Here is a 26,769-nt window from a genome sequence, read left to right on the forward strand (position 1 = left end):
CGCCGCTCCCCCGCGTCGCCTACCGGGCAGCCTAGGCGCGCGGGAACCCGGCGGCATCCCGATCGCGGACACACCCCTTCGGTCCAACCGGGAAACGCCACCGGCCCCGACCGGATAGAGTCCCGAAAGCAGACGGCCCGCCCCCGGGAGACCTGATGGGGAGCGGTGTGGTCATGCGTCGACGGCCCGGCGAGGAGCTGCGGGACCGGCTGCGCCGGCGCGACCCGGGCTACCACGTCATCCGTCGAGCGGCCCGGCTGACCGTCGTCGCCTCCCTCACCTTCTACGGCTGCCGCTACGGCCTGGGCAACGTCACCCTCGCCACGTACGCCCTGTTCGGCACGGTCGCCACGGGCAGCTTCGCCCAGCTCCCCGGGCCGGCCGCCGTGCGGGCGCGCACCCTGCTGGCGGCCGTACCGGTGGCCTGGGCGCTCGTGGCGATCGGCACGGTGCTGGCGGTCAGCACCGCCGCCGCGTCGGCCGGGATGCTCGTCATCGGATTCGCCGTGGCCTTCGCGGGCGTCGGCGGACCACGCCTGGTCGGGCTGGCCAACGCGCTCCAGCTGTTCTACATCCTGGCCTGCTTCCCGCCGTACCAGCCGGACACCCTCCCGGCCCGGCTGGCCGGCGTCACCCTGGGCGTCGCCCTGGTCGCGCTCGCCGAGGTGACGCTGTGGCCCGACCCGGCGCCGGTCTCCTTCCCGCAGCGCCTCGCCACGGCCGCGGGCGGGCTCGCGGACCTCGTCGACACGCTGGCGGACGTGCTGGTCGCGCGCCCGGGCGCCGCGGCGGAGGCGGCGCGCCGGCACGCCCGGGCCGCCGAGCTGCTCGTCCAGGTGCGAATGCCCCAGCTGCCGGTGACGGCACGCCCCACCTCGGCCGGCCGCCGCGACCGGGCCTGGCGGGACGCGGCCGCCGCCGCAGAAGAGGTGCTCGCGGTCGCCGATTCCCTCGCCTCCCGGCCGGACGTCGCCGGCAGCGGGGACGCCGACCTGGCGGGGGCGCTCCGGCGGTGCGCGGCCTCGCTCCGGCGCTCCGCCGGGATCGCGGTTCGCCGACCGGGCACGCCGACCGCCGACGGGCCGGAGCCGGCCAGACCGCTGCCGCCGTCGTGGCGGGCCGCCGGCCCGGCCCGGCTGCGCGTGGACGCGGCGATACGGACGCTCGCCGACCAGATCGGCACGTACGCGACGGCCATCGCGATCGCCACCGGTCCGCGCGGTCGCCGCGCCGCGCGGCCACCCGAGCCGGGTGCGGACCGGTTCTGGTACGCGGGGCGCAGCACGTGGTCGCTGTACCGGCGGCAGTTCCGCGCACACCTCACCCCGCGGTCGGTGTACCTGGAGGGAGCGGTCCGGCTCGCCGTGGCCCTGACCGCCGCGCGGGTCATCGCCGGGGTGGTCAACCTGCAGCACGGGTTCTGGGTGCTCCTGGCGACGCTCAGCCTGATGCGGGCCTCCGCGTCGGACACCCGGACCACGCTGCGCCCGGCGCTGGTCGGCACCCTCGCCGGGGGCGCCGCGGGCGGCGTGCTCCTGCTCGTGTCGCCCGAACGGCAGGCGTACGCCGCCCTGCTGCCGCTGGCGCTCGTGCTGGCCTTCGGCGTCGGCCCGCTGCTCGGCCTGGGCTGGGCCCAGGCGCTGCTCACCCTGCTGCTCATCGTCGTGTTCGCCCAGCTCAACCCGGCGTCCTGGCAACTGGCCGGCGCCCGGGTGGTGGACGTGGCGATCGGCGCCGTGGTGGGCGTCCTCGCCGGCCTGCTGCTCTGGCCGCGCGGCAGCGGCAGCGAGCTGCGCCGCAACGTCGGCGCCTACCTGGCGGCGAGCGGGCGGGCCGCCGAGCGGATCGTCGAGGCGTTCGCGGGTGGCGCGGACGCGCGCGCCGCGGTCGCGGCGGCCCACCGCGCGGAGGCGCTGGCCACCGCGTCCGTCGTCCAGTACCACGGGGAGCGCCACGATCCCCGGCTGGCGCACATCGACTGGGACGCGGTGCTGGCGGCCGCGCACCGCGCCGGCTACGGCGGGCAGGCGCTGCTCGCCGACCGCCGGCCCGGCGTGCTGGCCCCGTGGCCCGGCCCGGCCGCCGCGCTGGTCGCGCGGGCCGGCCGGCTGCGCGACGGCTACGCCGACCTCGGCCGCCAGGTGACGCGCGGCCGGATCGACCGGCCGCCCGCGCCGGCGTCCCCGGCCGGGGACGTCGCACGGCAGGTGCACGGGCTGATGCGCGACGGCGAGGACCGGCCGGAGGTGCTGGCCCTGGTGGAGGTCGACAGCTGGCTCGCCGACCTCGACGGTCACCTCCGCCGCGCCGCCGCGGCGCGTCCCGACGAGGGGGCTCAGCCGATGCGGCCGCCGGCGGTGACCAACCACTCCCCGGTCTCCCAGTCCGACGGGCCGCCCGCCACCCGGTAGCACAGGTCGAACCGGATCCCCAGTTCCGGCCACCACGGGTGGCGGACCGGCACCACGCGGAAGATGTCGTCCAGCCCGGGAAACACGAGCCCCTCGGGCTCGGGGAACAGCTCCGCCAGCTCCGGCCGCGTCAGATCGGTCCAGAGCGCGAACTGCCACTCGGTGCGGCTGCCGCGCCGGCCCGACACCCGCGGCCGGCCGGAATTTCGAGGCGTGACCTCGGGGTATCCTGCTCGGCGTCGACCGGCGGGAGGTGGGGCGTGACCAGGGAGACCGGGCGCAAGCTCGTCGCCTCCAACAAGAAGGCGCGACACGACTACACGATCCTGAAGACGTACGAGGCCGGGATCGTGCTGGCCGGCACCGAGGTGAAGTCGCTGCGTGAGGGGCGGGTGTCCCTGGTCGACGCGTTCGCCCAGGAGCGCGACGGCGAGATCATGCTGTACGGCCTGCACATCGCCGAGTACGGCTTCGGCACCTGGACCAACCACCAGCCCCGGCGCACCCGGAAGCTGCTGCTGAACCGCGTCGAGATCGCCCGGATCCTGGAGAAGCTGCGCGACGGCGGGATCACCCTGGTGCCACTGTCGATGTACTTCTCCAACGGCTGGGCCAAGGTCGAGCTGGGTCTGGCCCGGGGCCGCCGGTCGTACGACAAGCGCCAGGCGCTCGCCGAGCGGGACGCCAACCGGGAGATCGCCCGTGAGCTGGGCCGCCGCCTCAAGGGCCGCCGCCCCGCCTGATCCACCCCTCGCAGCTGATCGGCTTTCTATCACAAGACTTCTTGTACATCACTCATTGTGGGTCTAGCCTGGGCCGCATGGCGGACGAGCCGAACACCTTGAACCTCACCGATCCGAAGGCCATGCGGGCACTGGCCCACGAGACCCGGATCCGGCTCCTGGGCGAACTGCGCATCCGCGGCCCGCAGACCGTGGGCATGCTCAGCGAGGTCACCGGCGAGGCGGTCGGCTCGGTCAGCTACCACCTGGGCAAGCTGGCCGAGCACGGCTTCGTCCTGGAGGCGCCCGAGCTGGCCCGCAACCGCCGCGAGCGGTGGTGGCGGGCCGCGCACGAGCGCACCAACTGGGAGCCGGTGGAACTGCTCGACGACCCGGAGCGGCGGCTCGCCTCCGACCTGCTGCGCCGGGCCGTCCTCCAGCGCTACGTGGCCCGCTTCGAGGCCTACCTCGACGCCGAGGCGTCCCTCGACCCGGCGTGGGTGCGGGGCACCACGAGCAGCGACAGCTTCCTCCACCTGACCCCCGACGAACTCGTGGAGCTGCGCCGCGAGCTGTCCGAGCTGGGCGAGCGCTGGCAGGCCCGCAGCAACCCCGACCGGCCGGACGCGCGCACCGTCACGCTCATCTGGCAGGCCTACCGGGGGCCGCAGTGAGCCGCCGGTGGGCGCCCCTGGCCGGGCTGCTGACCGCGCACACGGTCTCGCTCACCGGCAACATGCTCACGCTGATCGCGCTGCCGCTCTACGTCCTCGCCGAGACGGGCTCCCCCGCCGCCACCGGTCTGGCCGGAGCGTTCGCGACCGCCCCGGTGGTGCTGGGCGGCGCCTTCGGCGGCGTCCTCGTCGACCGGATCGGCTACCGCCGGGCCAGCATGCTGGCCGACCTGGTCTCCGGCGTGACCGTCGCCGCCGTGCCGCTGCTGCACGCCACGGTGGGGCTGCCCTTCCCGGCGCTGCTCGGGCTGGTCTTCGTCAGCGGCCTGCTCGACACGCCGGGCCAGACCGCCCGCACCGCGCTGCTGCCCGAGGCGGCGGCCGCCGCCGGGGTGCCCATCGAGCGGGCCATCGGCTGGTTCGGCGCCACCGAGCGCGGCTCCCGCCTGATCGGCGCGCCGGTCGCCGGCCTGCTGGTCAGCGCGCTGGGCGCACTGCCGGTGCTGGCCGTCGACGCGGCCACGTTCGCCGTCTCGGCGCTGGTGGTGGCGGTCCTGGTGCCGGCGGGCCTGCAACCGTCCACCGAGGCCGACGCCCCTTCGGCCGGCTACTGGCGGGACTTCGCCGCCGGCCTGCGCTTCCTGGTCCGCGAGCCGCTGCTGCGCGCCATGGTGCTGCTGGTGCTGGTCACCAACCTCTTCGACGCCACCAAGAGCAACGTCCTGATGCCGGTCGTCGCCACCCGGGACCTCGGCGGGGCGGCCGCCTTCGGCCTGCTGGTCGGCGCCATGGGCGGCGGCGCGCTGGTCGGCTCGCTGCTGTTCAGCGCCATCGGGCATCGGCTGCCCCGCCGCGCCACCTTCGTCACGGCCTTCGCCATCTGCGGCGCCCCGCCCTTCTGGGCGCTCGCCGCCGCCCCGCCGCTGCCGGTGATCGCCGCGGTCTGCGTGGTGTCCGGTCTCGCCGCCGGCGCGATCAACCCGCTCATCGGCGCGGTCGAGCTGGAGCGCGTCCCGGCCACCATGCGGGCCCGGGTCTACGGGGTGATCGGCGCGGGCGCCTGGGCGGCCATGCCGGTGGGCGCGGCCGGCGCAGGGCTGGCCGCCGACCGGTTCGGCACCACGGCGACCCTGGTCACCATCGGCGCCGGTTACCTGCTGGTGGTGCTCACCCCGCTGCTCGGCGGCCCGTGGCGGGACCTGCGCCGGCCGGCGCCGCCGGAACAGCCGCAGCCGGTCCGGTCCCCCACGCCCGCCGCCACCGGCGCGGAGTAACCCGGCCGCGCTGCCGCCCCGACGTGGGCCGGGTCGGCAGCCGCCCGGGCGTCGGTTGGCACCGCGCCGCGGCCCAGGCATGGGCGGGTCGGCAGCCGGCCGGGCGTGGGTCGGGACGGCGCCGCCGCCCGGGCGTGGGCCGGGACCGCGCCGCGGCCAGGGCGTGGGCCGGCGCCGCGGCCCGATCGGCCGGGAGCGACGCCGGTCTCCCCGGCGGCGGTGCGGTCGGGGAGACCGGCGTGGCAGGTCAGGCGGCGACCCGTGCCAGCAGCGTGAACGCCCGCACCGGGTCGCCGGTGAGCTGGGCGTGGTCGGCGTCGGCGATCAGCGCCGCCCAGTTCTCCGGCGCGCTCCCCCGCACCACGGCCGCCTGCGCGGCGTCCCGGGCCACCCCGAGGACGGCCTCGACGAGCGCGCCGTCCCGGTGGTCGGCGCCGAGCTGCCGCCCGAGCCGGTCCAGCACCCGGGGGGCGTCGCGCAGCGAGCCGTCGGCGTTCCAGCCGGCCGGCGCGAGGGCCGCCCGCACCTGCGGCCGGTCGGCGGCCACCGCGGCGAGCCGGTCCCGGCCCGGGACGGTCCGCAGGCCCCAGCCGAACGGGAACAGCGGCCGGTAGTCGGCGTCGCCGACGTTGACCGGCACCTGCGCCTCGTCCCGCGGCCAGCTCACCGGCAGCCGGCCCGTGGACGGACGGCGGCCGAAGAGCACGTCGGCCACCCCGGCGCCCTCGCTGCCCGGCAGCCACGACGCCACCAGCGCGTCGATCTCGCCGAGCTGGTCGGTGAGCACCTGCGGCCGGCCAGAGACCACCAGCACCACACAGGTCGGCAGCGCCGTGCAGACCTTGTCGACGACCGCCCGGTCGGCGGGCTGGAGCCGGAGCGACTTCTCCTCCTGCTGCGGCACGCTGCACCAGCCGCACTCCGGGCCGCCGACGTCGCCGTAGCCCTCCGCGTACGGGGTCTCGCCGACCACCACGACACCGACCTGGGCGCCGTCGGTGGGGGCCGAGGCGTCGGCGCTGTAGGTGACCCGGGCGCCGGGGGCGACCTGACGGATGCCGTCCAGGATGGACGTGCCGGGCACGGCGTCGGCGCCGGAGACGCCCTGCCAGGTGACCGTCCAGCCGCCGGCCTGGTTGCCGAGGTCGTCGGCGTTGCGCCCGGCCACGTAGAGCGCGGCGTCCCGGCGCAGCGGCAGGGCCCGCCCGCTGTTCTTCAGCAGCACCTGGGACTTGGCCACGGCCTCCCGGCCGACGGCCCGGTGCGCCGCGCTGCCGACCTGGTCCACGCCGGCCGCCGAGGCGTACGGGTGCTCGAACAGGCCCAGCTCGAACTTCTTGGTGAGGATGCGCCGTACGGCGTCGTCGATCCGGGCGGCGGGCACCCGGCCGGCGGTCGCCTCGGCGAGGAGCAGCTGCTCGAACTGCTCGGCGGTGTTGGGTTCCATGAACATGTCGGTGCCGGCGTTGACCCCGACCCGGACCTTGTACGCGGTCAGCCCGCCGTTGGTCGGCTCGGCGGGGTCGGGGATCTGGTGGATGCCCTCCCAGTCGGAGACCAGGAACCCGTCGAAGCCCAGCCGGCCCTTGAGCACGTCGGTGATCAGCTCGCGGTGGGCGTGCATCTTGGTCGGGTTGCCGAGCCCGTCCTCGGTCCAGTCCACGCTGGAGAAGGAGGGCATCAGGCTGCCCACCCTGTGGGCCCGCACGGCCGGCAGGTACGGGGCCAGGTCGACGCGGGCGAAGTGCTCCCGGTCGGTGACGGTGACGCCCTGGTCGATCGGGTACTTCTGCTCCCACCAGGGCTTGCCCTCGTTCGCGGCGGCCACGGCCTCGTCGTAGTCGGTGTCGCCGTCGCCCGCGTAGTGCTTCGCGGTGGCGAGCACCCGGTCGGTGTCGTCGAGCCGGCCGGGCCGGCCCTGGAGGCCGTCGATGACGGTCTCCATCGACACCACGAGCGCCGGGTCCTCGCCGAAGCTCTCGTAGCTGCGGCCCCACCGCTCGTCGCGGGACACGCAGAGGCAGGGCGCGAAGTTCCACGGGATGCCGGTGGCGCGTACCTCGGCGGCGGTGGCGTGGCCGACCCGCTCGACCAGCTTCGGGTCGCGGGTGGCGCCGAGCCCGACGTTGTGCGGGAAGACGGTGGCGCCGACGACGTTGCCGTGGCCGTGCACGGCGTCGATGCCGTAGATCAGCGGGATCTGGAGCCGGGTGCTCAGCGCCTGCGCCTGGAGTCCGTTGACCATCTCGACCCACGCGGCCGGGGTGTTGGTGGCGGGGGTCGAGCCGCCGCCGGAGAGCACCGAGCCGAGCTGCCAGCGGGCGACGGCGGCCGGGTCGTCGGCGACGGCCGCCCGCTCGGCCTGGGTCATCTGGCCGATCTTCTCGGTGAGGGTCATCCGGCCCAGCAGGTCGGCGACGCGCCGCCGCACCGGCAGCCGCCGGTCGAGGTACGGCAGGCCGTGCGCGTCGACCACCACGGTGGGCCGGGCCGCGACGGTGGCCCCGTCGGCGGCGAGGGTGAGCGGCACGGTCTCGGCGGTCTCCGCCGCGCCGTCCGCGCGCAGGGCGACCTCGACCGAGCGGGAGGCGCCGGACGGGCTGCCCGCCGGGAAGGTGAGCGTGCCGGAGGCGGCCGTGTAGTCGGCGCCCGGGGTGGCCGTGCCGGCGCCGGTGGCCCAGCGCACGGTGACCGCCGCGGCCAGGGGCCGTCCGTCGGAGGTGGACACCGCGAGGTCCACCGGCACCCGGGTCCCCTCCGCCGCCGCGTACACCGACCGGGCGGCGGTGACGGTGACCGTGCCGGCGTCGGCGGCCGCCGCGGGCGGGGCCGGCAGCAGCGCCACCACGAGGGCGCCGATCGCGCCGAGCGTGGCCTGTCTGGGCAGTCTCATCTCGCGCCTCCACACGGGACCGGTCGCCCGGTGCCCCGTCGGCCCGGGTCCGCCCACGTCCCGGTTCCGGATCCTCCCGAACCGCATCGCACCACGTCAATATTTCCGGCCGGTTCCGGAACTCGCCGGTCCCGCACGGGGAGCGCTCTCTTGACAGCTCCGAACTTCATTCATAACTTCATCGAAGCCTATCTTTATAGTTTGTTAACAGCAGGGAGGCATCCGTGCGCAGGATCCGTACCATCGCCGTCGCGGCCCTCGCGGCCGTGGGCCTCACGGCCGCGCTCGCCACCGTCACCGGCACCCCCGCCGCCGCCGCGCCCGGCGCGGTGACCTGGTCCGACGACTTCAACGGCGCCGCCGGGACACCGCCGGACGCCAGCCGGTGGCGGTACGACACCGGGGGCAGCGGCTGGGGCAACAACGAGCTGCAGTACTACACCAACAGCACCCGCAACGCCGCCCTAGACGGCAACGGCAACCTGGTCATCACCGCCCGCCGGGAGAACCCGTCCGGCTTCTCCTGCTGGTACGGGAGCTGCCAGTACACCTCGGCCCGGCTGCTCACCAACGGCACGTTCAGCCAGGCGTACGGCCGCTTCGAGGCCCGCATCAAGATCCCGCGCGGGCAGGGCATCTGGCCGGCGTTCTGGATGCTCGGCAACGACATCGGCACCAACCCGTGGCCGAACAGCGGCGAGATCGACATCATGGAGAACATCGGTCGCGAGCCGTCCACGGTGCACGGCAGCCTGCACGGGCCGGGCTACTCCGGCGGCAACCCGCTGACCGGCCAGACCTCGCTCCCCGGCGGCCAGGCGCTCGCCGACGCGTTCCACACCTACACGGTCGACTGGGCGCCCGACTCGATCACCTGGTATCTGGACGGCGTCGCGTACTCCCGCAAGACGCCGGCCGACGCGGGCGGCAACCGGTGGGTCTTCGACCACCCGTTCTTCATGATCATGAACGTCGCGGTCGGCGGCAACTGGCCCGGCTCGCCGGACGGCAGCACCACCTTCCCGCAGACCATGACGATCGACTACGTCCGGGTCCAGGCCTGGGACAACGGCGGCGGCGGGGGCGGCGGCACCGGCGGGCAGATCGTCGGGTACGGCAACAAGTGCGTGGACGTGTCCGGCGCCAACACCGCCAACGGCACCGCGGTCCAGCTCTGGACCTGCAACGGCACCGCCGCCCAGCGGTGGACCTGGAACGCCGACGGCTCGGTCCGCGCCCTGGGCAAGTGCCTCGACGTCAGCGGCGGGTCGACCGCCGACGGGGCGAAGGTGCAGCTCTGGGACTGCAACGGCACCGGCGCCCAGCGCTGGGTGCTCAACGCCGCCGGCGACATCGTGAACCCCCAGGCCAACAAGTGCCTGGACGCCACGGGCGCCAGCTCCACCGACGGCACCCGCCTGCAAATCTGGACCTGCACCGGCGCCCCCAACCAAAAGTGGCGCCGCTGACCCACCCCCTCCGGTCGCGGTGATCATGAAGTTGTTGCCACCGGGAAGCGCAATCCGAGGCAACAACTTCATGATCGACGGGGGCGGGCGCGGGTGCGCGGGCCCCGGGGCGGGGTGGGCGGGTCGGGATAGCGTGTGGGCCGGGTTCTTCTGGGGGGTGGGCGTGGTGGAGGCCGGGGGCATTCGGACCGGGCGGTTGGATCTCCTGCCGTTGGGTGTGGAGCACGCCGCGGAGATGGCCGGTGTGCTGGGTGACCCGGCGTTGCACGCGTTCATCGGTGGGGCGCCGGCCGATCCGGCGGCGCTGCGGGAGCGCTATGAACGCCTCGTCGCCGGGTCGCCCGACCCGGCGGTCTCGTGGTGCAACTGGGTGATCCGGCTCCGCGACGAGGCGTGCCTCGTGGGCACCGTCCAGGCGACCGTCACCGGCCCGGTGCACGAGCGCGTCGCGGAGATCGCCTGGGTGGTGGGCACCCCGTGGCAGGGGCGGGGCATCGCCAGCGAGGCGGCCCGCGGGCTGGTGGCCTGGCTCGGGCGGCACGAGGTGCGCATCGTCATCGCTCACATCCATCCGGAGCACCGGGCCTCCGCCGCCGTCGCCACCGCCGCCGGCCTGTCCGCCACCGACGTGGTGCACGAAGGCGAGATCCGGTGGACGGGGCCCGCCGGCGGCTGACGCGTACGGTGGCGCCATGACGGAAGTCCTGCGGTACGCCGCCTTCACCACCGACCCGTCGGCGGGCAACCCCGCCGGCGTGGTCCTCGACGCGGGCGCCCTGACCGACCCGGAGATGCAGGCCATCGCCGCCGACGTCGGATACTCCGAGACGGCGTTCCTCACCGCCGCCGGCCCCGGCGAGTTCGACGTGCGCTACTTCAGCCCGCAGGCCGAGGTGCCGTTCTGCGGTCACGCGACCATCGCCTCCGCGGTGGCCGTCGCCGAGCGCGCCGGCACCGGCGATCTGGTCTTCCGCACCCGGGCCGGAGCGGTTCCGGTCGCCACCGCCCGGGACGCCGACGGACGACCCACCGCGACCCTGACCAGCGTGGCGCCCTCCGACATCCCGGTGGCGGCGGACGACCTCGCCGAGGCGCTCGCCGCGCTGGACTGGGCCGCGGCGGACCTGGATCCGTCGCTGCCGCCCCGCGTCGCGTACGCCGGGGCGCACCACCTGATCCTGGCCGCGGCGACCCGGGAGCGGCTGGCCGCGCTCGACTACGACTTCGACCGGCTGCGTGACCTCATGCGGCGGCGGGACTGGACGACCGTGGCGCTGGTCCGGCGCACCTCCGGCACGCGGTTCGACGTCCGCAACCCCTTCCCCGTCGGCGGCGTCGTCGAGGACCCGGCGACCGGCGCGGCGGCCGCCGCGCTCGGCGGCTACCTGCGTACCCATGGTCTGGTCGAACCGCCGACCACGCTTCACCTGCACCAGGGGGCGGACCTGGGCCGGCCGGGCCTGCTCGTGGTCGACGTGCCGGCCACCGGCGGGATCCGGGTGACCGGCAACGCCGTGGTGATGCCGGGCTGAGCACGCCGGGGCCCGGCTCCCCGAAGGAGAGCCGGGCCCCGGACGCGTCGCTCAGTCGGTGCAGGACGGTGTGTCGAAGTGCCCGGGCGTGCCGGGGAACGCCGGGCCGGCCCCATGGTCCTTGTTGTCCCGCGGGTAGGTCAGGGCCAGTTCCAGGAAGGCCGACGTGCCGGCCGTGGTCACGTCGCCCGCGCCGCGACCCGCGCCGGTCGCCCAGGCCACCTGCCCGAGGAAGTTCTGCATGGCCGGGCTGTGCTGGCGGACGTCGTTGAACCCGCCATACGCCGAGTTGCAGTGGGTGAACAGGTTGTAGGCGCCGTTCCAGTCGAGCAGCCGGTCACCGTTGTTCGGCCCGTTCTGCGTCACGTCGCCCTGGAGCACGTCCCGGTCCCAGCCGCCGTAGATCCAGTCGGTGCCGTGGTGGTGCTGGTTGTCGGCGAGGACGTCGTTGTCCAGGTTCGTCGCCTCGAACCAGCGGCACGGGTCGACCGTGCCCGCGGCCAGGTCCACCGGCCAGGGCCCCGCCGCGCAGTTGTCCGGGTAGGAGCCACGCGGCCGGAAGTCCAGCAGGTCGGAGCCGAGCACCGCGGTGACGGCCGGGCCGCTGGTGGCGCCTGCGCCGCCGAACAGGTGGTCGACGTACTGGTCCTGGTTGCCCCGGGCGGCGGCGCTGAACACGCCGTTCACGAGGCACTGCGGGTTGGCCGCGTCGAGCACCGGGTCGCAGCCCTTGCCGCCCCAGAGCACGTCCGAGCCCTCGCCGCCGAAGACCTCGTCGCCGCCGCTGTCGCCGTTGGCCACGTCGTCGCCGAAGCCGCCGTGGATGTTGTCCGCGCCGGCGCCACCCCGGATGAGGTCGGCCGCCCCGGCGGTGAGCCCGGCGTGCGGCATGGGCGCGGAGGTGGCGCTGCCGATCCAGGCGTCGCCGTCGGTGTCGTGCAGCAGGTCCACCCGGCGGTCGTAGCCGCCGGCCCGGAACCCGGTGAACGACTCCTGCGGCACCGAGGACAGCGTCACGGTGAAGCCCAGCGCCGCCACGTCGTCGGCGTTGAGGAACTGGTTCACCACGCCGCCCCGGTCGCCGAGGATGGCGTCGCGGCCGTCCTCGCCGTGGAGGGTGTCCGCGCCCAGCTCGCCGAAGAGGTCGTCGTCCCCGGCGCCGCCCCGGATGAGGTCGTCGCCGTCCTGGCCCCAGACGCCGTCGTTGCCGGCGTCCCCGTAGAGCTGGTCGTTGCCGTAGGCGCCGGCCGGCTCGCAGGTGGCCTGGGCGGTGGTGCAGAACCGGGTGGACGGGCCGGGCAGCGCCGGGTCGTGCGTCCGGGCCGCCGTGGCGTCGGCCGGCACCGCGCCGGTCGGGTACCGCTCGGTGTAGACCCGCTCGACCGCCGTGCCGCCCGCCGTGGTGACCGTGCGCAGCAGCGAACCGTTGTCGCCGAGGAGCACGTCGTCGGCGCCGTTGCCCTCGACCACGTCAGCGGTGTCCCGGAACCCGGCGGCCGCGCTGCCGCCGATCAGGTCGTCCTGCCCGGCGGGCGCGCCGGCGCCGACCAGGTCGGCCGGTGCCCCCGGGTCGCCCGGCCAGCCCGGGTCGGGCAGCGGGGTGACCGTGGTCCGGCCCGCCGCGCCGAGGGCGGTGTCACCGCGCAGCGCGTCCGCGCCGCCGTTGCCCTCCAGGTAGTCGCCGTCACCGTCGCCGGTCAGCGCGTCGTCGCCGTCCTGGCCCCAGAGGGTGTCGACGCCGTCGCCGCCGCTGATCCGGTCCGCGCCGAACCGGTTGGCGGTGGCCGCCGCCCGGTCCAGCAGCACCACGATCCGCGGGCCGAACGGGTTGCCGTCCGCCCCGAGCCGGACCGTGACGGCCGTGGGCTGCTCACCGGGGAGCGGGCGCAGCACCGCGCCGTTGTCCCCGATGACCGCGTCGGAGCCGGGGCCGCCGAACAGGGCGTCCGCGGTGTCCGGCTGGCCCGTCGTGGTCGCCCCGGTCCCGTCGTACGCGGTGCTGGAGCCGCCGACCAGGTCGTCGTCGCCGGTGTCGCCCTCGACCCAGTCGGAGCCGGGGCCACCCTCGGCGAAGTCCGCGCCCGCGTCGGCGTGCACCCGGTCCGGGCCGCCCTGGCCGAAGATCACGTCGTCGGCGTCGCCACCGGAGATCAGGTCACCGCCGCTGGTGCCGGCCGCCGGGGTGAACCCGAGGTCGAGCAGGGTGACCTTGCGCGACGGCACGGCGCGGGCCTGGGTGACCCGGGTCGCGTCGGCCGTGGCCGGCGTGAACCGGGCGTTGTCCCCGGCGATCAGGTCGGCGTCGCCGTCGCCGGAGAGCTGGTCCCCGGTGTCCGGCCGGCCGGTGCCGGCGACCGGCTCCTGGCTGGAGCCGCCCACGATCTCGTCCTTGCCGGAGCCGCCGCGGACCAGGTCGGCGCCGTTGTTGCCCTCCAGCTGGTCGTCCCCGCCGTCACCGTCGACCCGGTCGTCGCCGAGCCCGCCGTACGCGACGTCGCCGTCCGGCCCGCCGGAGAGCACGTCCCCGGCTCCGGCCGCCGGCACGTTCCCGGTCAGGTCCAGCGGGTACGGCCCGACGTCGCCGATCCGCGGGGTGCCGTTGTCCCCGACGATCCGGTCGGCGCCCTCCTCGCCGTAGACGAAGTCCCGGCCGTCGGCCACGCCGGCCACCCGTCCGCCGCCGTAGAGCACGTCGTCGTCCGGGCCGCCGAGGACCTGGTCGTCGCCCTCGTCGCCCTCGGCGGTGTCCACGCCGGTGCCGCCGTACAGGCCGTCGTCACCCGTGTTGCCGAAGAGCAGGTCGACGCCGTCGTCGCCGTGCAGCTGGTCGACGCCAGGACCGCCCCAGGCCCGGTCGGCGCCGCCGCCCAGGTGCAGGGTGTCGTCGCCGAGCTGGCCGCACGCCCGGTCGTCGCCGCCACCGAGGTCGGCGCGGTCGTCGCCGCTGCCGGCGGTGACCACCTCGACCCCGGCCCCGCCGAGGATGAGGTCGGCCGAACCCTGGTCGGTCGGGGCCGGCTGGTCGCCGGCGAGGGTGGCGTCGGCGCAGGTCTCGGCGGTCAGTCGACGGTCACCGAACACGATGGCCCCGCCGTCGCCGCCGACCACGTGGTCGCTGCCCAGGCCGCCCACGAGCAGCTTGGTCTGCGACTGGGTGTCGGCCGGCAGCGGCTGGTGGACCACCTGCCGGGCCGGGCCGTAACCGTCGGTGCCGTCGGGGTCCCCGACGCTGGACGGCTCGGCGATCACGTAGTCCTCGTCCGGGCCACCGAACAGCTCGTCGGTGCCGTAGCCGCCGACCAGCACGTCGTCGCCGCCGTAGCCGTACAGGTGGCCGGTCTGGCCGTTGGCCGAGTGGGACACGACCAGGTCGGTGCCGGCGCTGCCGTGCACGGTGTCCTGGCCGGAGCCGGTGTCGACCTTGTTGACCAGCCCGGCGTCGCCGCTGCCGGCGGCGTCCGGGTCGGCCGGGACGCCGCTGCCGGCGGTGTGGATGGTGTCGTCGCCCCTGCCGCCGTTGAGGATGTCCGCGCCGGGGCCACCGACCAGGAGGTTCGTCCCGTTCGGGCGGTCGTCGAGGACCACGCCGACGATGTCGTCGCCGCCGTTGCCGTAGACGGTGCTGGCGCCGTGCCCGACGGTGACGTGGTCGTCCCCGCCGGTGGTCTCCTCGGTCGGTGCGGTGAGCTTCGTCCAGTCGACCAGGCCGGTGAGGCCCTTGTCGCCGACCGAGGTGTGCACGGTGGTCGTGCCGGGCCGGTCCACGGCGCCGAGGTCGCTGTCACCGGCCACCACGTCGTTGCCGTCGCCGGTGGTGACGGTGTCCTTGCCGGCGCCGCCGGCCACCCGGCTGATCTGGCCGGCCGCCTCGGCGGTGACGATCACGTCGTCGCCGCCGCGGCCGTCCACCCAGGCCGGCCCGGTGCCGGTGCGGATCTGGTCCCGGCCGTCGGAGCCGATGACCACGGCCGCCTTGTCGAACGCCGAGGTCCTCGTGCCGTCGCCGCCGGTGTCACCGTCGCCGAGCAGCAGCACCGACAGGGAGACCTTGTCGGCGTCGGCGACCTGGTAGCCCCGCCCGTCGACGACCACCCGGGTCAGGTTCGGGTCGAGGAACTCCTGCTTGCGCCCGAGCGCCTCCACCGCGAAGCCGTCGAAGTCGGCGTCGCCGTCGGCGAAGTGCACGGCGTACACCTTCACCACGTCACCGGCGTAGGTGCCGGCGCCGTTGTCCCACGCCTTGTCCCCGCGCTGCTCCTTCTTGCCGAACTTGCCGGCGAAGACGACAAGGGTGTCCCCCACCGTGCCGCCCAGCTCGGGTGGTTTCGGTGTGCAGTCGGGTTGCGCGCGGAAGTCCAGCAGGGTGGCGTCGACCAGGGTGAAGTCGAACGTCTTGGAGAACAGGAACAGGTCGATGGTGATGTAGACCTTGAGGAACACCGAGAGCTGCCCGCTCGTGGTGAAGAGGCAGACCGGGTTCACCAGCAGCGCCTGGAGGAACTCGCTGGTGCGGAACTTGCCGTCGTTGTTCGGGTCGTTCCAGCTGAACCCGACGGTGAGCCGGATGCCACCCTCGATGCCCGCCTTCACGATGAGCACGCTGACCTCGGCCCCCGCGGCGATCTCGCCGCGCAGGGTCACCACCGGGACGGCCTTGCCGGTGCTGTCGGCCGTCTTGAAGTAGAGGCCGTCGAGGAGGCTGACCGCGTCGAGGTCGGTGCCGTCGGTGGCGGCCTCCACGGCGTGCCGGATGCCCGCGGTGTCCAGGCCGGCGATGAACCGGGCGGTCACCGAGGCGCTGCCGGAGAGGGTGACCAGCACCGGCGGCGGGGCGTAGACCGGGCCGAACGACTGCCGCCAGCTGAACCCGAGCGACAGCGGACCGGAGTCGAAGCTGACCAGCTCGACGTCCTGCCCCATGAGCAGCCCGAACAGCGAGCCCGGGTTGTCGAAGATCGGGAAGCTGAAGCCGGTCTTCTGGGCGTTGGACTTCCCGTCGGAGCCCGCGGCGAACAGCTTCTCCCCGTCGTCCCCGGCGGCGGTGTCCACCGCGGACTTCACCTCGTCAGCGGACTTCGCGCTGGTGAACGGGTCGTCCCGCTTGATCAGGCTCTCCGCCGACGCCGGGGAGGCCTCGGTGGTGAGCGCCTTCGCCGGGTCGACCAGGAACTGGCCGAGCGGGATCGAACAGCCGGCGTCGCAGTCCGGTATCCGGTTCACGAAGGTGATCACCGCGCGGACGGTGTCGATGAAGTCGAGCTTCGGGCCGCCGGTGAGGGTGCTGAACGTCTTGGCCAGCCAGACGAGGGTGATGTCCGGCCCGCCGGTGGCCTTCGACAGGTCCGACAGCACCGGGATCGGCGCGTACAGGGTGTCGATGACCGGCTGGAGCGGGCCGGTGACCGCCTTGAGCTTCTCCACCACCGGCTTGAGGATCTTGCTGAAGAAGGCGCCGGCGTCCAGCGCGATGTCGGTGAACGTCACCTGGAGCGGGGTGGTGACCCCACCGCCGGTGGCGCTCAGCCCGCCCTGCTTGTGCTCCAGGCCCCACTTCAGCCCGAAGCGGGCGCTGATGCCGGGCAGCGCGGAGCCCACCTCGTCGCCGGTGTTGACCGCCGCCGCCAGCTTCCAGTCGATGTTCACCTGGGCCGTGAGGTCGGTGGCGAGCAGGGAGCCCAGGTCGGCGAACTCGGCGAGGGTCAGCTTGGCGTCGGCGTCGGCCGCGCAGTCCGCGGCGACCGTCGGGTCGAAGCAGCTCTTCTCCCCCGGCGAGCCCTTCAGGTCGACCCCGAAGTACGCCCGCACCAGCGGAGCGGTGCCCTGCTTGGTGGCGTTCACCTGGATGAAGGCGAGCTGGGCGGCCAGGTCGCCGGTCATGTCGAAGGTGGCGCCGATCTGCACCTCGGGGGCCGTGTCCCCGTCGTGGGTGGGTACGTAGAAGCCCTCGTCCCGGTCGAGGACCAGGTCCAGGTGCAGCTTCCAGCCGAGCTTGGCCTGGATGCCGTCGGGCGCGCCCTTCTTGGCCTTCAGCGACAGGCCGGGGATGCCCAGGTCGAGCGGGACGTTGACGCCGAGGCATGTGTCGCTGTCGCTCGCGTCGGTGCAGCCGGCCGCGGCCGAGGGCGCCCCGCGCGAGGCGGTCAGCTTGATCCGGATGGACTGGAAGTCCTCCGGCTGGCAGGGGGTGGCCGCCCCGCTGCGGCAGCCGACCACCGCGCTCACACCCGGGTCGAGGTCGGCCAGCACGTCGTTGAGCGCGGTCTGCATGCCGGCGCTGTCCAGCGTGGCGTTCGCCAGCACCGGGCCGATCGCCGCCTTGACGTCCGCGCGCAACTGGGCCACGAACTTCTCGCCCTGTTGCAGGTCGTCGCCGACCAGCGGCAGCTTGCCGTCGAAGCTGGCCAGCCGCAGCGCCTCCTCCACCTTGGCCAGGTAGCCGTCGATGCCGACGTTGAAGTCGGTCAGCTTCAGCGACAGGTTGGCGAAGCAGGAGGTGAGGTCCGGCGTCTGCGCGTGGGGCGCCAGGTCCAGCCCCATGGTGAAGGTGAGCAGGTTGGTGGCGTCGGCGGGTTCGCAGTTGTTGACGAACAGCGGCGCGCGGGCACAGATCGGCGTCGTGTCACCGCCGACCCCGCCGCCGCAGTCCACGCCCGCCGTGGTGAACGTCGGCGTCAGGCCGAGCAGGTCGGTGACCGGCCCGTCGGCGGCGAGCCCGCCCAGGCCCACGCTGAGGTTCGCCTTGACGGTGGCGAAGTCGGGGTCCTTGCCGAGGTCGAGGGCGAGCGGGCCGACCCGGGCGGCCAGGGCGGCGTCGTCGACCCCGCCCTTGACGGTCACCTTGGCCGAGGAGTTCTTGTCCAGCAGCGGCGCCGCGTTGAGCTTCAGCGGCAGCAGCAGGCCCAGTTTGGCCTGGGCGTCCACGTCGAGGGCGAAGGTGCCGGAGCTGTCCAGGCTGACCAGCTCGCGGGCGCCGTCCCAGGCGAAGGCGAGCGGCCCGGCGGTGCGCACGTTGCGCTTCCAGTCCAGCCCGACCCGCAGGTACGGGCCGCCGGCCCGCTCGTCGAGCGTGAACTGGATCCCGCTGTCCTCGCCGATCGCCTTGTTGAGCTGGTCGAGGGCGTCCTGGAGGGTGTCCGGGGGCGCGGCGAGCAGCTTGTCCAGCGCGTCGGCCAGCTCGGGCCGCAGCGCGTACGCCGTGCCGTCCGCGGGCTTCGGTGTGCCGGCCGCGTCGACCCGCAGGGTCTGGCCGTCCACCCGCTCCAGCACCCGGTACGCCTTGCTGCCGATCACCAGGGTCCGCCCGGCCAGTCGCGGGTCGAAGCCGGCGTCGCCGCTGCGGTTGGTGTCCTTGAGCAGGAAATTCGCGCCGGCCGCGGTGAACGTGACGCCCTTGCCCACGCCGCTCTCGTCCGCGCCGAGCAGTTCCCGGGCCGAGCGGCCGAGCAGTGGTATCTCTGTGTTCAACGGCCCGCTGCCGCCGCCGGGCTGGGTGAGGGCGGCGTTGACCAGCCGCAGGGCCTCGACCACGACCGCGAAGAGGGCCTTCGGGTCGTCCGGGTTGAAGTCGACGGCGAAGATGCCGTCGAGGCTGCTGGTGTCCACCACCGGCTGCTCGCCGGCCTTCCAGCTGACGTCCACGCCGACGCCCTGGCCGAGGGCGCCGGTGGCGCCCGGCACGCTGACCGTGACGCGGCCGGTGGTCTTCACCGAGGAGGAGACGGCGAGCAGGTCGCCCGGCGCGGACTGCAAGCGGCGGAACAGCTCGCCGAGGCTGATGTCCTGCGCCTGCTTGAAGCTGACCTGGAGCATCCGCTGCCCGCTCGCGGCCGGGCCGACCGTGAGGTCACCGCCGAGCTTGACCTTGAGGAAGCCGGCGGTGGCGAAGAAGTCGACGCCGGTGGCGATCGGGAAGTCGGCGGCGAACAGCGGCGTGGCCGGGTCGGTGCGCAGCAGCACCCGGTCCGCGTTGGCCTCCGGGCTGCCGAGGTCGTCGCGCAGGTCGAGCACGAGCGTGACCGCCGCGCTGTAGCGGGGCTTCACCGTGGCGAAGCTGGCCTGGGCGTTGGCGGCCCGCAGGCCGACCTTCTTGTCCCCGCCGGCCGGCTTGGTGAGCGTGCCGGCCAGCTCGACCGCGCCGATGTTGGGGCTGGAGCCGCTGATCACCCAGACGCTGTCCGGGCCGGGCTGCCCACCGATCCAGTTCTCCGCCAGGGTGACCGTGGTGGCGGTGTTCGCGGCGATGGTGCCGGCCGAGGTGCCCGCCACGACCCGCTGGCCGACCAGCTCGTCGGGGGTGAACCGGTTCCCGTCGACGCTGAAGCCCTTGGCCGTGAAGGTGGCGTCGCGGCCGGAGACCGAGGCGGCGCCCGGGTCCAGCGGCACCGCCACGGTGGACTCCCGCTCCAGCTTCACCCGGAAGACGAGCTTCTCGCCGGCGAAGGACAGGTTGTCGACCGGCAGGCCCTCGGCGGCGAGCAGCGCCACGAGCTGCTGGATCGAGCTGAACTTCGGCTGGCCGGCCTTGGCCGGGTCGTCGGTGGCCGGGTCGAATCCCGGGTCGTCCGGCTTGGGGTGCACGTACTTCTTGAGGAAGCCGGTGAGCTTCTCGTTGACCTTCACGGCGTCGGCGAAGGTCCCACGCAGGAAGGGCAGGCTCAGGTTGCCGGCCGGCCCGCTCTGCTGCACCCCGCTGAGCAGGGTGGCGAGCTGGGCCAGCCCGGAGGCCAGGTCCAGCGGGCTCATGTTCCGGAACTTGGCGATGGTCTCGTCGAGGCCGGTGGTGGTGACGGTCGGGCTGCCCACGCTGATGTCGTTCCAGTCGACCTTCACGGTGGCGGCGACGGCGGGCAGGTCGAACGGGGCGCCGGCGGTGGCCGCGCCGAGGTTCACCTGGCCGTGCACGGAGCCGGGGCCGGGCTCGCTCTCGGTGTCGGAGATCCGGCCGCCGCCGGAGTTGTCCAGGGCGACCTGGACCAGCCCGCCGAGGGAGCCGGCCGCCCCCAGCTCACCGGTCCCGGCGCCCGCGCCGGTGTCGAAGGCGAGCCGGCCGTCGCCGTTGGGGTCGGTGACGGTGACCTTGACGTGGGTACGGGCGGCGAGGGTGCTGCCGGCGGTGAGCGTGACGCCGAGGATGCCGACCGAGGCGGTGGCCTGGTCCAGGTCGGCGCGGAGGTTCGCCGCGGCGTCGATGTCGAGGCGCGGGGTGTCCCCGTCGCGGACCAGGTAGGTCTCCCCCGCGGCGGTGTGCCGGGCCCGCAGGTGCAGGGTCGCCCAGCCGGTGACGTCGACCGCCTTGGCGACGGTCACCCCGCCGACCGCCAGGTCCTTGGCGGTGACCTGCCGCTTGGTGGTGACCACCACGTCGAGCAGGTGGTCGCCGCCGCTGGTGGTGACCGTGCTGGTCAACCGGGTGCCGCCGCCGAGGTCCACGTCGTCCTTGGTCAGGCCGTCGGCCAGCGCGTCGGACGCCTTGCGGGCAAGCTTGTCGGTGTCCACGAGCGCGCCCGGGCTGACGCCGAGCAGCGGCAGCGGCTGGCCGAGCAGGCCGACCCGGGACAGCCCACCCTCGGCCCAGGTGGCGGTGCGGGACATCAGGGTCTTGAGCGCGCTTTCCCACGCCTCGTCCGCGTGGGCCGGCGCCGCCGTCCACACCAGGGCGAGCGCGGCGGTCACCACCGCCGCGGTCAGGCCGGCGAGCAGCCGCCGTAGAGCCACCATGAGCCACCTCTTCCTCGATGGCCGTCACCGACGGCGCTGGTCCCGCGCCAGCACATCGATCGCGGAGGAGACTCACAACTTCTGTGTCGAGATCGTGACACAGCGTCAAACTGATCGGCTCAGGTCATTTCGCCGAGTGTCGTGATCGGACTGAGCAGTCAGCCAGAACCCGTCGAGGCGTGTAACGAAACGGCCGGCGCCGGCGCTGGTAAGGGTCACCTCGCGCGAGCGCCGGCCGGCTCAGAACGGGGCGTCCACGGACAGCCGCCGCACCTGGGTCAGGTACGGATCCAGCTCACCCACCTCGAACCGGCAGGTGCCGATGACGTGCCAGAACTGGCCGCCCGGGTCGCCGTCCAGCTTGTACCGGCCGTCCGGGCTGACCGCCGCCCAGCCGTCGGGCAGGCCGATCAGGGTGGCCCGGAGCTGGGCGTGCTCCGGGTCGGCCACGTCCCACAGCCGCACCGTGCCGTCGTCGCCGGCGCTGGCCAGCAGGCTGCTGTCCGGGCTGAACGCCACCGACCAGACCCGCCGGGTGTGTGCCGCCAGCGTGCCGTGCAGCCGGCCGGTGCCCGGGTCCCAGAGCCGGATGACCAGGTCGTCGCCGGCGGTGGCGAGCAGGTTGCCGTTGGGGCTGAACGCGCAGGACCACAGCCGGCCGGTGTGCTCGGTGAGCACCGTGCGCCGCTCGCCGGTGAGCGCGTCCCAGACCACGGCGACGCCGTCGTTGCTGGCGCTGGCGAGCAGCGTCCCGTCGGTGTTGAAGGACACCGCGTACACCCGGTCGGTGTGGTGTTCGAGGGTGAGCCGGCAGGTCGCGGTGGCCGCGTCCCAGAGCCGGACGAGCTGGTCGTCGCAGCCGGTGGCGATGGTCTCGCCGTCCGGGCTGAACGTCATGGCGCGCACCCGGCCCCGGTGCGGGGTGAGGGTGGCGAAGTGCCGGCCGGTACGCCTGTACCACAGCCGCACGGTGTCGTCGTCGTTGGCGGTGGCGAGGGCGTCGCCGTCGGGGCTGAACGCGGTCGCCCAGACGTGGTCGGTGTCCACGTTGAGTTCCCGCTCGTCCAGGCCGGTGTCGGTGTTCCACAGGTGCACGCCGCCGTCGCCGCTCGGCGCGGCGACCAGCGACTCGCCCGGGCAGAAGACGGCCGAGAGCAGCCGGTCGGCCGGGCTGGCGAGCTGCCGGACCAGCCGGCCGGTGCGCGGCTCCCAGAGCCGGACCACGCCGTCGTTGCCGCAGGCCGCCAGGACCTCGCCGTCGTCCCGGAAGGACAGCGCGGTGACCCGCCGGCCGTGCCCCCGCAGGGTGTGCTGGAGCTGCCCGGAGCGTACGTCCCACAGCCGGGTGGTGCCGTCGTTGCTGCTCGTCGCCACCTGGGCCTGGTCGGGCCGCCAGACCACCGGCCAGACCGAGCCGCGGTGCCGGGTCAGCTCGTGGCGCGGCTGGCCGTCGGCGCTGTCCCAGATCTGGATCGCCCCGTCGCTGGCGGCGGTGGCCAGCAGGCTTCCGTCACCGTTGAACCGGACGCTGTAGATCGCGCCGCGCTGCCGGCCGAGCACCCGCACCGGCCGGCCGGTCTCCAGCTCCCAGAGCCGCAGCGCGCCGTGGGTGTCGCCGGTCGCCATCAGCGTGCCGTCGGGGTGGATGTCGAGGGCGTACACGTCGGCCTCGTGGCCGCGCGGCTGGCGCAGCAGCTCGCCGTCGATGGCCCGGCGGATCCAGACCCGGCCGTGCTGGCCGACGGCGGCCAGCAGCCGGCCGTCCGGGCTGTGCACCACCCGGTAGACCACCTCCGGTTCGCGCACCTCGAACGCGAGCCGGCCGGAGGGGATGTCCCAGCCCCGCACCACGCCGGCGCTGTCGACCACCACGACCCGCCGGCCGTCCGGGCTGAACGAGGTGCCCCAGATCGGGGCCGCGTGGCCGGGCCACTCCTGCCGCAGCCGGGCGGTCCGGGTGTCGTAGAGCCGGACCACGCCGGCCGCGTCGCCGACCACCAGCCGGCCCCGCTCGCCGTCGGTGAGCAGCGGCCACACCCAGCCGTCGAAGACGTCCTCGATGACGTGCCGCACGTCGCCGTGGTCGGCGTCCCAGAGCCGTACGGTGAGGTCGGCCGCCCCGGTCACCAGTTGGTGCGAGGCGGCGTCGAAGCGGACCGCGTAGACCCGGCCCCGGTGGCCCTGGAGGGTACGCACCGGCAGACCGGCCGCGGTGTCGCAGATGAGCACACCACCGTCGTCGCTGCCCACCGCGAGCACCGCCCCGTCCGGGCTGTACGCCACCGGCACCGGCAACCGGCCCACCACGAAGCCGTACGCGACGCCCACGGCGGGCGGGGCCAGGCCCGGCGCGACCGGACGGCCCGGGGCCACCACGGCGCCGCGCAGCTCCGGCGCGCGCAGCAGCGCCGCGTCGGCGCTCACGTCGATGAGCGCCGTCCGGTGCCACCTGCTGCCGGCGATCCGGGCGCCGCGCAGGTCGGCGCGGAACAGCCGGGCGCCGGCCAGCTCCGCGTCGCGCAGGTCGGCTCCGGCGAGGCGAGCCTGGTCCAGGCGGGCGCCGCGCAGCCGGGCGTGCTCCAGCCGCGCCTCGGTGAGGTTGGTGGCGACCAGCCGGGTGTCGGTCAGGTCGGCGCCGGTCAGGTCCGCCCCGGCGAGCTCCCGGTGGGACAGGTCCTCGCCGCGCAGCACCGCGCCGCGCAGGTCGGCCCGGTCGGGCAGCCGCAGCCGGGCGCTGAGCCGCAGCGCGTTGGCCCGGACCGTCTCGCCGGCCGCCTCGTCACCCAGCACCCGGGCGGTCCAGGCGGTGCAGCGCCCCGGGTCGGCGAGGTCGCCGAGGAACTCCACGGTCAGCGCGGACAGCGGGCGCACCGCCAGCGCGGCCGGCTCCTCCCCCCGGTTGAGCTGCGCGGCGACCCCCTCGGCGACCAGCCACTCCATCACCGAGGTGTGGATGAAGCCGAACAGCCCGTCGTCGGTGCGGACCAGCAGGCTGCCGGCGCCCACCGCGTGGATCGCCTGCGGCCCGGACAGCCGGGAGTCGGCCAGCCCGGCGAGCTGGCCGGCGGCCTCGGCCAGCTCGGCCAGCCGCAGGTAGGACTCGCCGCTCTCCCAGAGCTGGAAGGCCAGCCGGCTCACCGCCTGCCACAGCTCGGGCCGGCGCAGGCTCACCGGGGCGCCCGGGATGCCCTGGGTGCGCCGCTCCTCGAAGTCCAGCCAGGACTCCAGGATCTCCCGGTAGAGCGCCGCCGCGCTGAACGTGCCGCCCGCGCCCGCCACGGCGGCCAGCCGCCCCTCGTCGAGGTTGGCGATGAACCCGAGCATCCGCGGGTTGCGGGAGAGGCCGAGCAGGTCCTTCACGCCGGCCAGCAGGTCCAGCCGCTCGCGGGCGGCCCGCTCGTCGCCGCCGTAGCGGTTACGCAGGAAGGTCTCGATCTGGCCGGGGGTGAAGTCCTCGATGGCCAGCACCCGGCGGTGCGGCAGCAGGCCGACCCGCTCGCCCAGGGCGGTCAGCACCTGCGAGTTGGTCTTGAAGTGCTGGGTCCGGCTGCTCACCACGATCTTCGCGTGGCCCTCGGCCGCCTGGAGCAGCGTCTCCAGGTGGTCGGCGGCCCGGTCGTAGGTCACCCGGGCGACCAGCTCGTCGAAGCCGTCGAAGAGCAGCACGATCCGCCCTTGGCGGAGCATGTAGCGGAACGCCTTGAGGTCGATCACCTGCTCGCCGTGGTTGGCGAGGTGCGCGGCCACGAGCCCGTCGACCGAGTGCGCCTTGTCCAGGGCGCGCAGCTCCACCAGGATCGGGATCAGGTCGGGGGCGGCCGTGGGCAGCCGGCGGGCCACCTCGCGCAGCGCGAAGGTCTTGCCCCGGCCGAAGTCGCCGAGCACCAGCACGAACCGGCCGTCCGGCGCGGAGATGAGCTCCAGCAGCTCGTCGACCACGTCCTCGCGGACCCGCTGGTCGGCGCCGACCAGGTGCCGGTAGCGCTGCGGCACGTACTGGCCCGGCGGGTAGAGCCGGTCGGCCTGCAGGCGGGCGGTCTGCGCGGCGACGTAGTCGCGCAGGTCGAGCAGGCCCTGGAACTCGGTCAGGTGCAGCAGCCGCACCCCCCGCCGCTGCGCCGCCTCGGCCAGCCCGCGCGGCACCCGGTCGCCGTCGTAGACCAGCTCGGACGGGATGTCCGGGTCGGTGGCGTGCACCCGCCGGGCGAAATGGTCGACGTCGGCCGGGAACGGGGTGCCCACGTGCGCCCCGACCCGCTGCTGCCGGACCACCCCGTCGGCACGGTAGGTGACGTAGAGGTGCGGCGGGTCGGCCTCGACCCGCCGCACCACCACCCGGTCGTGGCGGGCCTCGCAGACCTCGGCGAGCCGGTCGAGGAGGCGGTCCAGCGGGGCGGGCGCGGGCCCGGCCGGCACGGCCGGCGGGCCGGCGGCGGCGCTCTGGGTGGGCCCCTCGACCACCGTGGGCTGCCGGGGGTCGGGCACCTGGGCGGGGCCGGCCGCGCCGAACGTCGCGTCGGCCCGCGGCCAGCTCAGCCGGGTCGGCTCGCCCACGTCGTGCCGGTCGTCGCGGCCGAGCACCCAACGGGTCATCCCGTCGGCGCCGAGCCGCAGCACCTGGGCCCGGCCGTCGCGGGAGGCGGTGGCCAGCGGCACCACCGGGTCGACCCGGGGGCCGGGCGCGGCGTCGGCGAGCAGCAGGTTGAGCATCGGGCCGACCAGCCGGTTGAACGAGCCGCGGTCGCGCAGCGACACCCCGTCGGGCACGGCCACCTCGTCGGCGTACGGGGTGCGCGGGCCGGGGGCGTGCGCCATGGCGCCGAGTCGCAGCCAGCCGGACTGCTGGTAGTGGCGCAGCCGCTGGGCGAACCAGGTGGACTGGGCCTCGCCGAGGAAGCCGTACCGGTCCTCCTCGCGGTGGGTGATCGCGACGGTGGAGTTCAGCCCGGCCACCACGACCCGCAGGTCCGGCACCGGGAAGAGGGTCCACGGCTGCTCGCTGTCGAAGATGCGGTCCTCGAGGCCCTGGTAGAGCTCGTCGAACAGGCGCGCGTAGTGCCGCCACTTCGGCCAGTACGGCGGCTGCGGGTCGACGTCGTCGGCCTCGCAGGTGGCGAAGTAGGCGCGGCTGGCGGCCATCGTGACGTCGCGCGGGCCGGGCACCACGACCAGCCGGTGCGGCTCCAGGCCGAGCAGCACCCGCAGCCCGGTGAGGAAGCTCAGCGCGTCGGAGAACTCCCGGGGGCTGCCCGACTCGGTCAGGTTGCCGGCCACCACCAGCAGGTCCGGCCGGGGCACCCCGTCGTTCAACAGCAGGGTGAGGTCGCCCATCAGGTGTTCCTGGAGCTCGCCCGGCGTGACCGGGGCGCCCGGCTCGATCACCCCGCGACCGAAGCGCGGCCCGGCGACCTGGAGCACCGTCAGGGTGCCGCGCGCCGTCGGCACGGCGGCCGCGGCCGGCGGGAACGGCGGCGGGTTGATCGGGGTACGCCGGGCGCGGCGCGGCGCGGGCGCACCGGTGGCGGGCGCGGCGAGCACTCCGGCCGGGTCGGCGGGATGGTGCGGGAAGGCCGGCTGGCGCATGGGCTTGGCCCGGCCGTCGAGGGCCTGCCGGATCCGGTCCAGCACCCGGCCTCGCGCCTGCGCCGGATCGCTCACGCCGACCAGGTCGACGTAGGTGATGGTGGCGAGCAGGCCGTCGATCGGGCAGTCCTCGACCCGCACGGTGACCAGCTTGTTGCCGGTGCCGTCCGGGTCGGCGCGCAGCGCGGCCTGCCATTCCAGCTTGCCGTAGGTCGAGTGCAGGTAGCGTTCGGACAGCACCGCCACCACCACCTCGGCCTCGCGGACCCCGCGGTCCATGAAGTCGATGAAGTTGGTGCCGGCCACGAAGTCCCACGCCTGGAGCAGGGTGCGGTAGCCGGCCGCCTCGAACTCCCACGCCAGCCAGGTCGCCCAGCGCTCGTCGGCGGGTGAGTAGCTGATGAAGAAGTCGATGGGGCGGTCGGACCGGGTCGGGTGCGCGCCTACAGCCACCCGATCATTATGGCCACTGACCGTCAATCCGTGGACACCCT

Annotated in this window: 11 protein-coding genes; 7 read left to right on the top strand and 4 right to left on the bottom strand. The window is 74.8% G+C overall.

Going from position 1 to position 26,769, the window contains the following annotated elements; genetic code table 11:
- Nucleotides 1–173: 173 nt before the first annotated feature.
- Nucleotides 174–2,411: an FUSC family protein gene (locus tag ACQP12_RS19295; protein ID WP_433280733.1), complete on the top strand. Its 2,238-nt coding sequence runs from the start codon at nt 174–176 to the stop codon at nt 2,409–2,411.
- On the opposite strand, the gene ACQP12_RS19300 is transcribed toward ACQP12_RS19295, so the two are convergent.
- Nucleotides 2,336–2,599 (bottom strand): hypothetical protein, encoded by a 264-nt coding sequence (locus ACQP12_RS19300; protein WP_433280735.1) that lies wholly within the window; start codon nt 2,597–2,599, stop codon nt 2,336–2,338. The genes ACQP12_RS19295 and ACQP12_RS19300 overlap by 76 nt on opposite strands.
- A 72-nt stretch (nt 2,600–2,671) precedes the next feature.
- Here ACQP12_RS19300 and smpB point away from each other — a divergent pair, with 72 nt between their 5' ends.
- From smpB to ACQP12_RS19315, 3 genes are all read left to right on the top strand, one after another.
- Complete coding sequence (gene smpB / locus ACQP12_RS19305; RefSeq protein ID WP_355327885.1) at nt 2,672–3,154, top strand: SsrA-binding protein SmpB; 483 nt, start codon at nt 2,672–2,674, stop codon at nt 3,152–3,154.
- Nucleotides 3,155–3,231: 77 nt separating this feature from the next.
- The gene (locus ACQP12_RS19310; RefSeq protein ID WP_357951112.1) at nt 3,232–3,807 is read left to right on the top strand and encodes a helix-turn-helix domain-containing protein; all 576 of its coding nucleotides are present in this window, start codon (nt 3,232–3,234) and stop codon (nt 3,805–3,807) included.
- Entirely contained in the window at nt 3,804–5,081 is a 1,278-nt protein-coding gene (locus ACQP12_RS19315; protein WP_433280738.1) for an MFS transporter, read from the top strand. Before ACQP12_RS19310 ends, ACQP12_RS19315 begins: the two co-directional genes overlap by 4 nt.
- Nucleotides 5,082–5,328: 247 nt before the next feature.
- Here ACQP12_RS19315 and ACQP12_RS19320 read toward each other — a convergent pair whose 3' ends face one another.
- Nucleotides 5,329–7,974: a glycoside hydrolase family 3 N-terminal domain-containing protein gene (locus ACQP12_RS19320; RefSeq protein ID WP_433280739.1), complete on the bottom strand. Its 2,646-nt coding sequence runs from the start codon at nt 7,972–7,974 to the stop codon at nt 5,329–5,331.
- Between the two features lie 224 nt (nt 7,975–8,198).
- Here ACQP12_RS19320 and ACQP12_RS19325 point away from each other — a divergent pair, with 224 nt between their 5' ends.
- The 3 genes from ACQP12_RS19325 (at nt 8,199) to ACQP12_RS19335 (ending at nt 10,975) form a co-directional block, all read left to right on the top strand.
- Nucleotides 8,199–9,443 carry a lectin gene (locus ACQP12_RS19325; RefSeq protein WP_357951104.1) on the top strand — a complete coding sequence of 415 codons (1,245 nt, stop codon included), beginning with the start codon at nt 8,199–8,201 and terminating at the stop codon, nt 9,441–9,443.
- 133 nt (nt 9,444–9,576) lie between these two features.
- Complete coding sequence (locus tag ACQP12_RS19330) at nt 9,577–10,119, top strand: GNAT family N-acetyltransferase (RefSeq protein ID WP_433280741.1); 543 nt, start codon at nt 9,577–9,579, stop codon at nt 10,117–10,119.
- A gap of 16 nt (nt 10,120–10,135) precedes the next feature.
- On the top strand, nt 10,136–10,975 hold the full coding sequence (locus ACQP12_RS19335; protein ID WP_433280743.1) for a PhzF family phenazine biosynthesis protein: 840 nt from the start codon (nt 10,136–10,138) through the stop codon (nt 10,973–10,975).
- Nucleotides 10,976–11,026: 51 nt separating this feature from the next.
- Here the strand turns inward: ACQP12_RS19335 and ACQP12_RS19340 are convergent, their stop codons facing one another.
- Both ACQP12_RS19340 and ACQP12_RS19345 read right to left on the bottom strand, forming a co-directional pair.
- Nucleotides 11,027–20,692 (bottom strand): calcium-binding protein, encoded by a 9,666-nt coding sequence (locus ACQP12_RS19340; protein ID WP_433280745.1) that lies wholly within the window; start codon nt 20,690–20,692, stop codon nt 11,027–11,029.
- A 240-nt stretch (nt 20,693–20,932) separates the two neighbouring features.
- Entirely contained in the window at nt 20,933–26,728 is a 5,796-nt protein-coding gene (locus ACQP12_RS19345) for a TIR domain-containing protein (protein WP_433280747.1), read from the bottom strand.
- Between the last annotated feature and the right edge of the window lie 41 nt (nt 26,729–26,769).

The organism is Micromonospora sp. CA-244673 (assembly GCF_050948395.1).
Lineage (GTDB): Bacteria > Actinomycetota > Actinomycetes > Mycobacteriales > Micromonosporaceae > Micromonospora.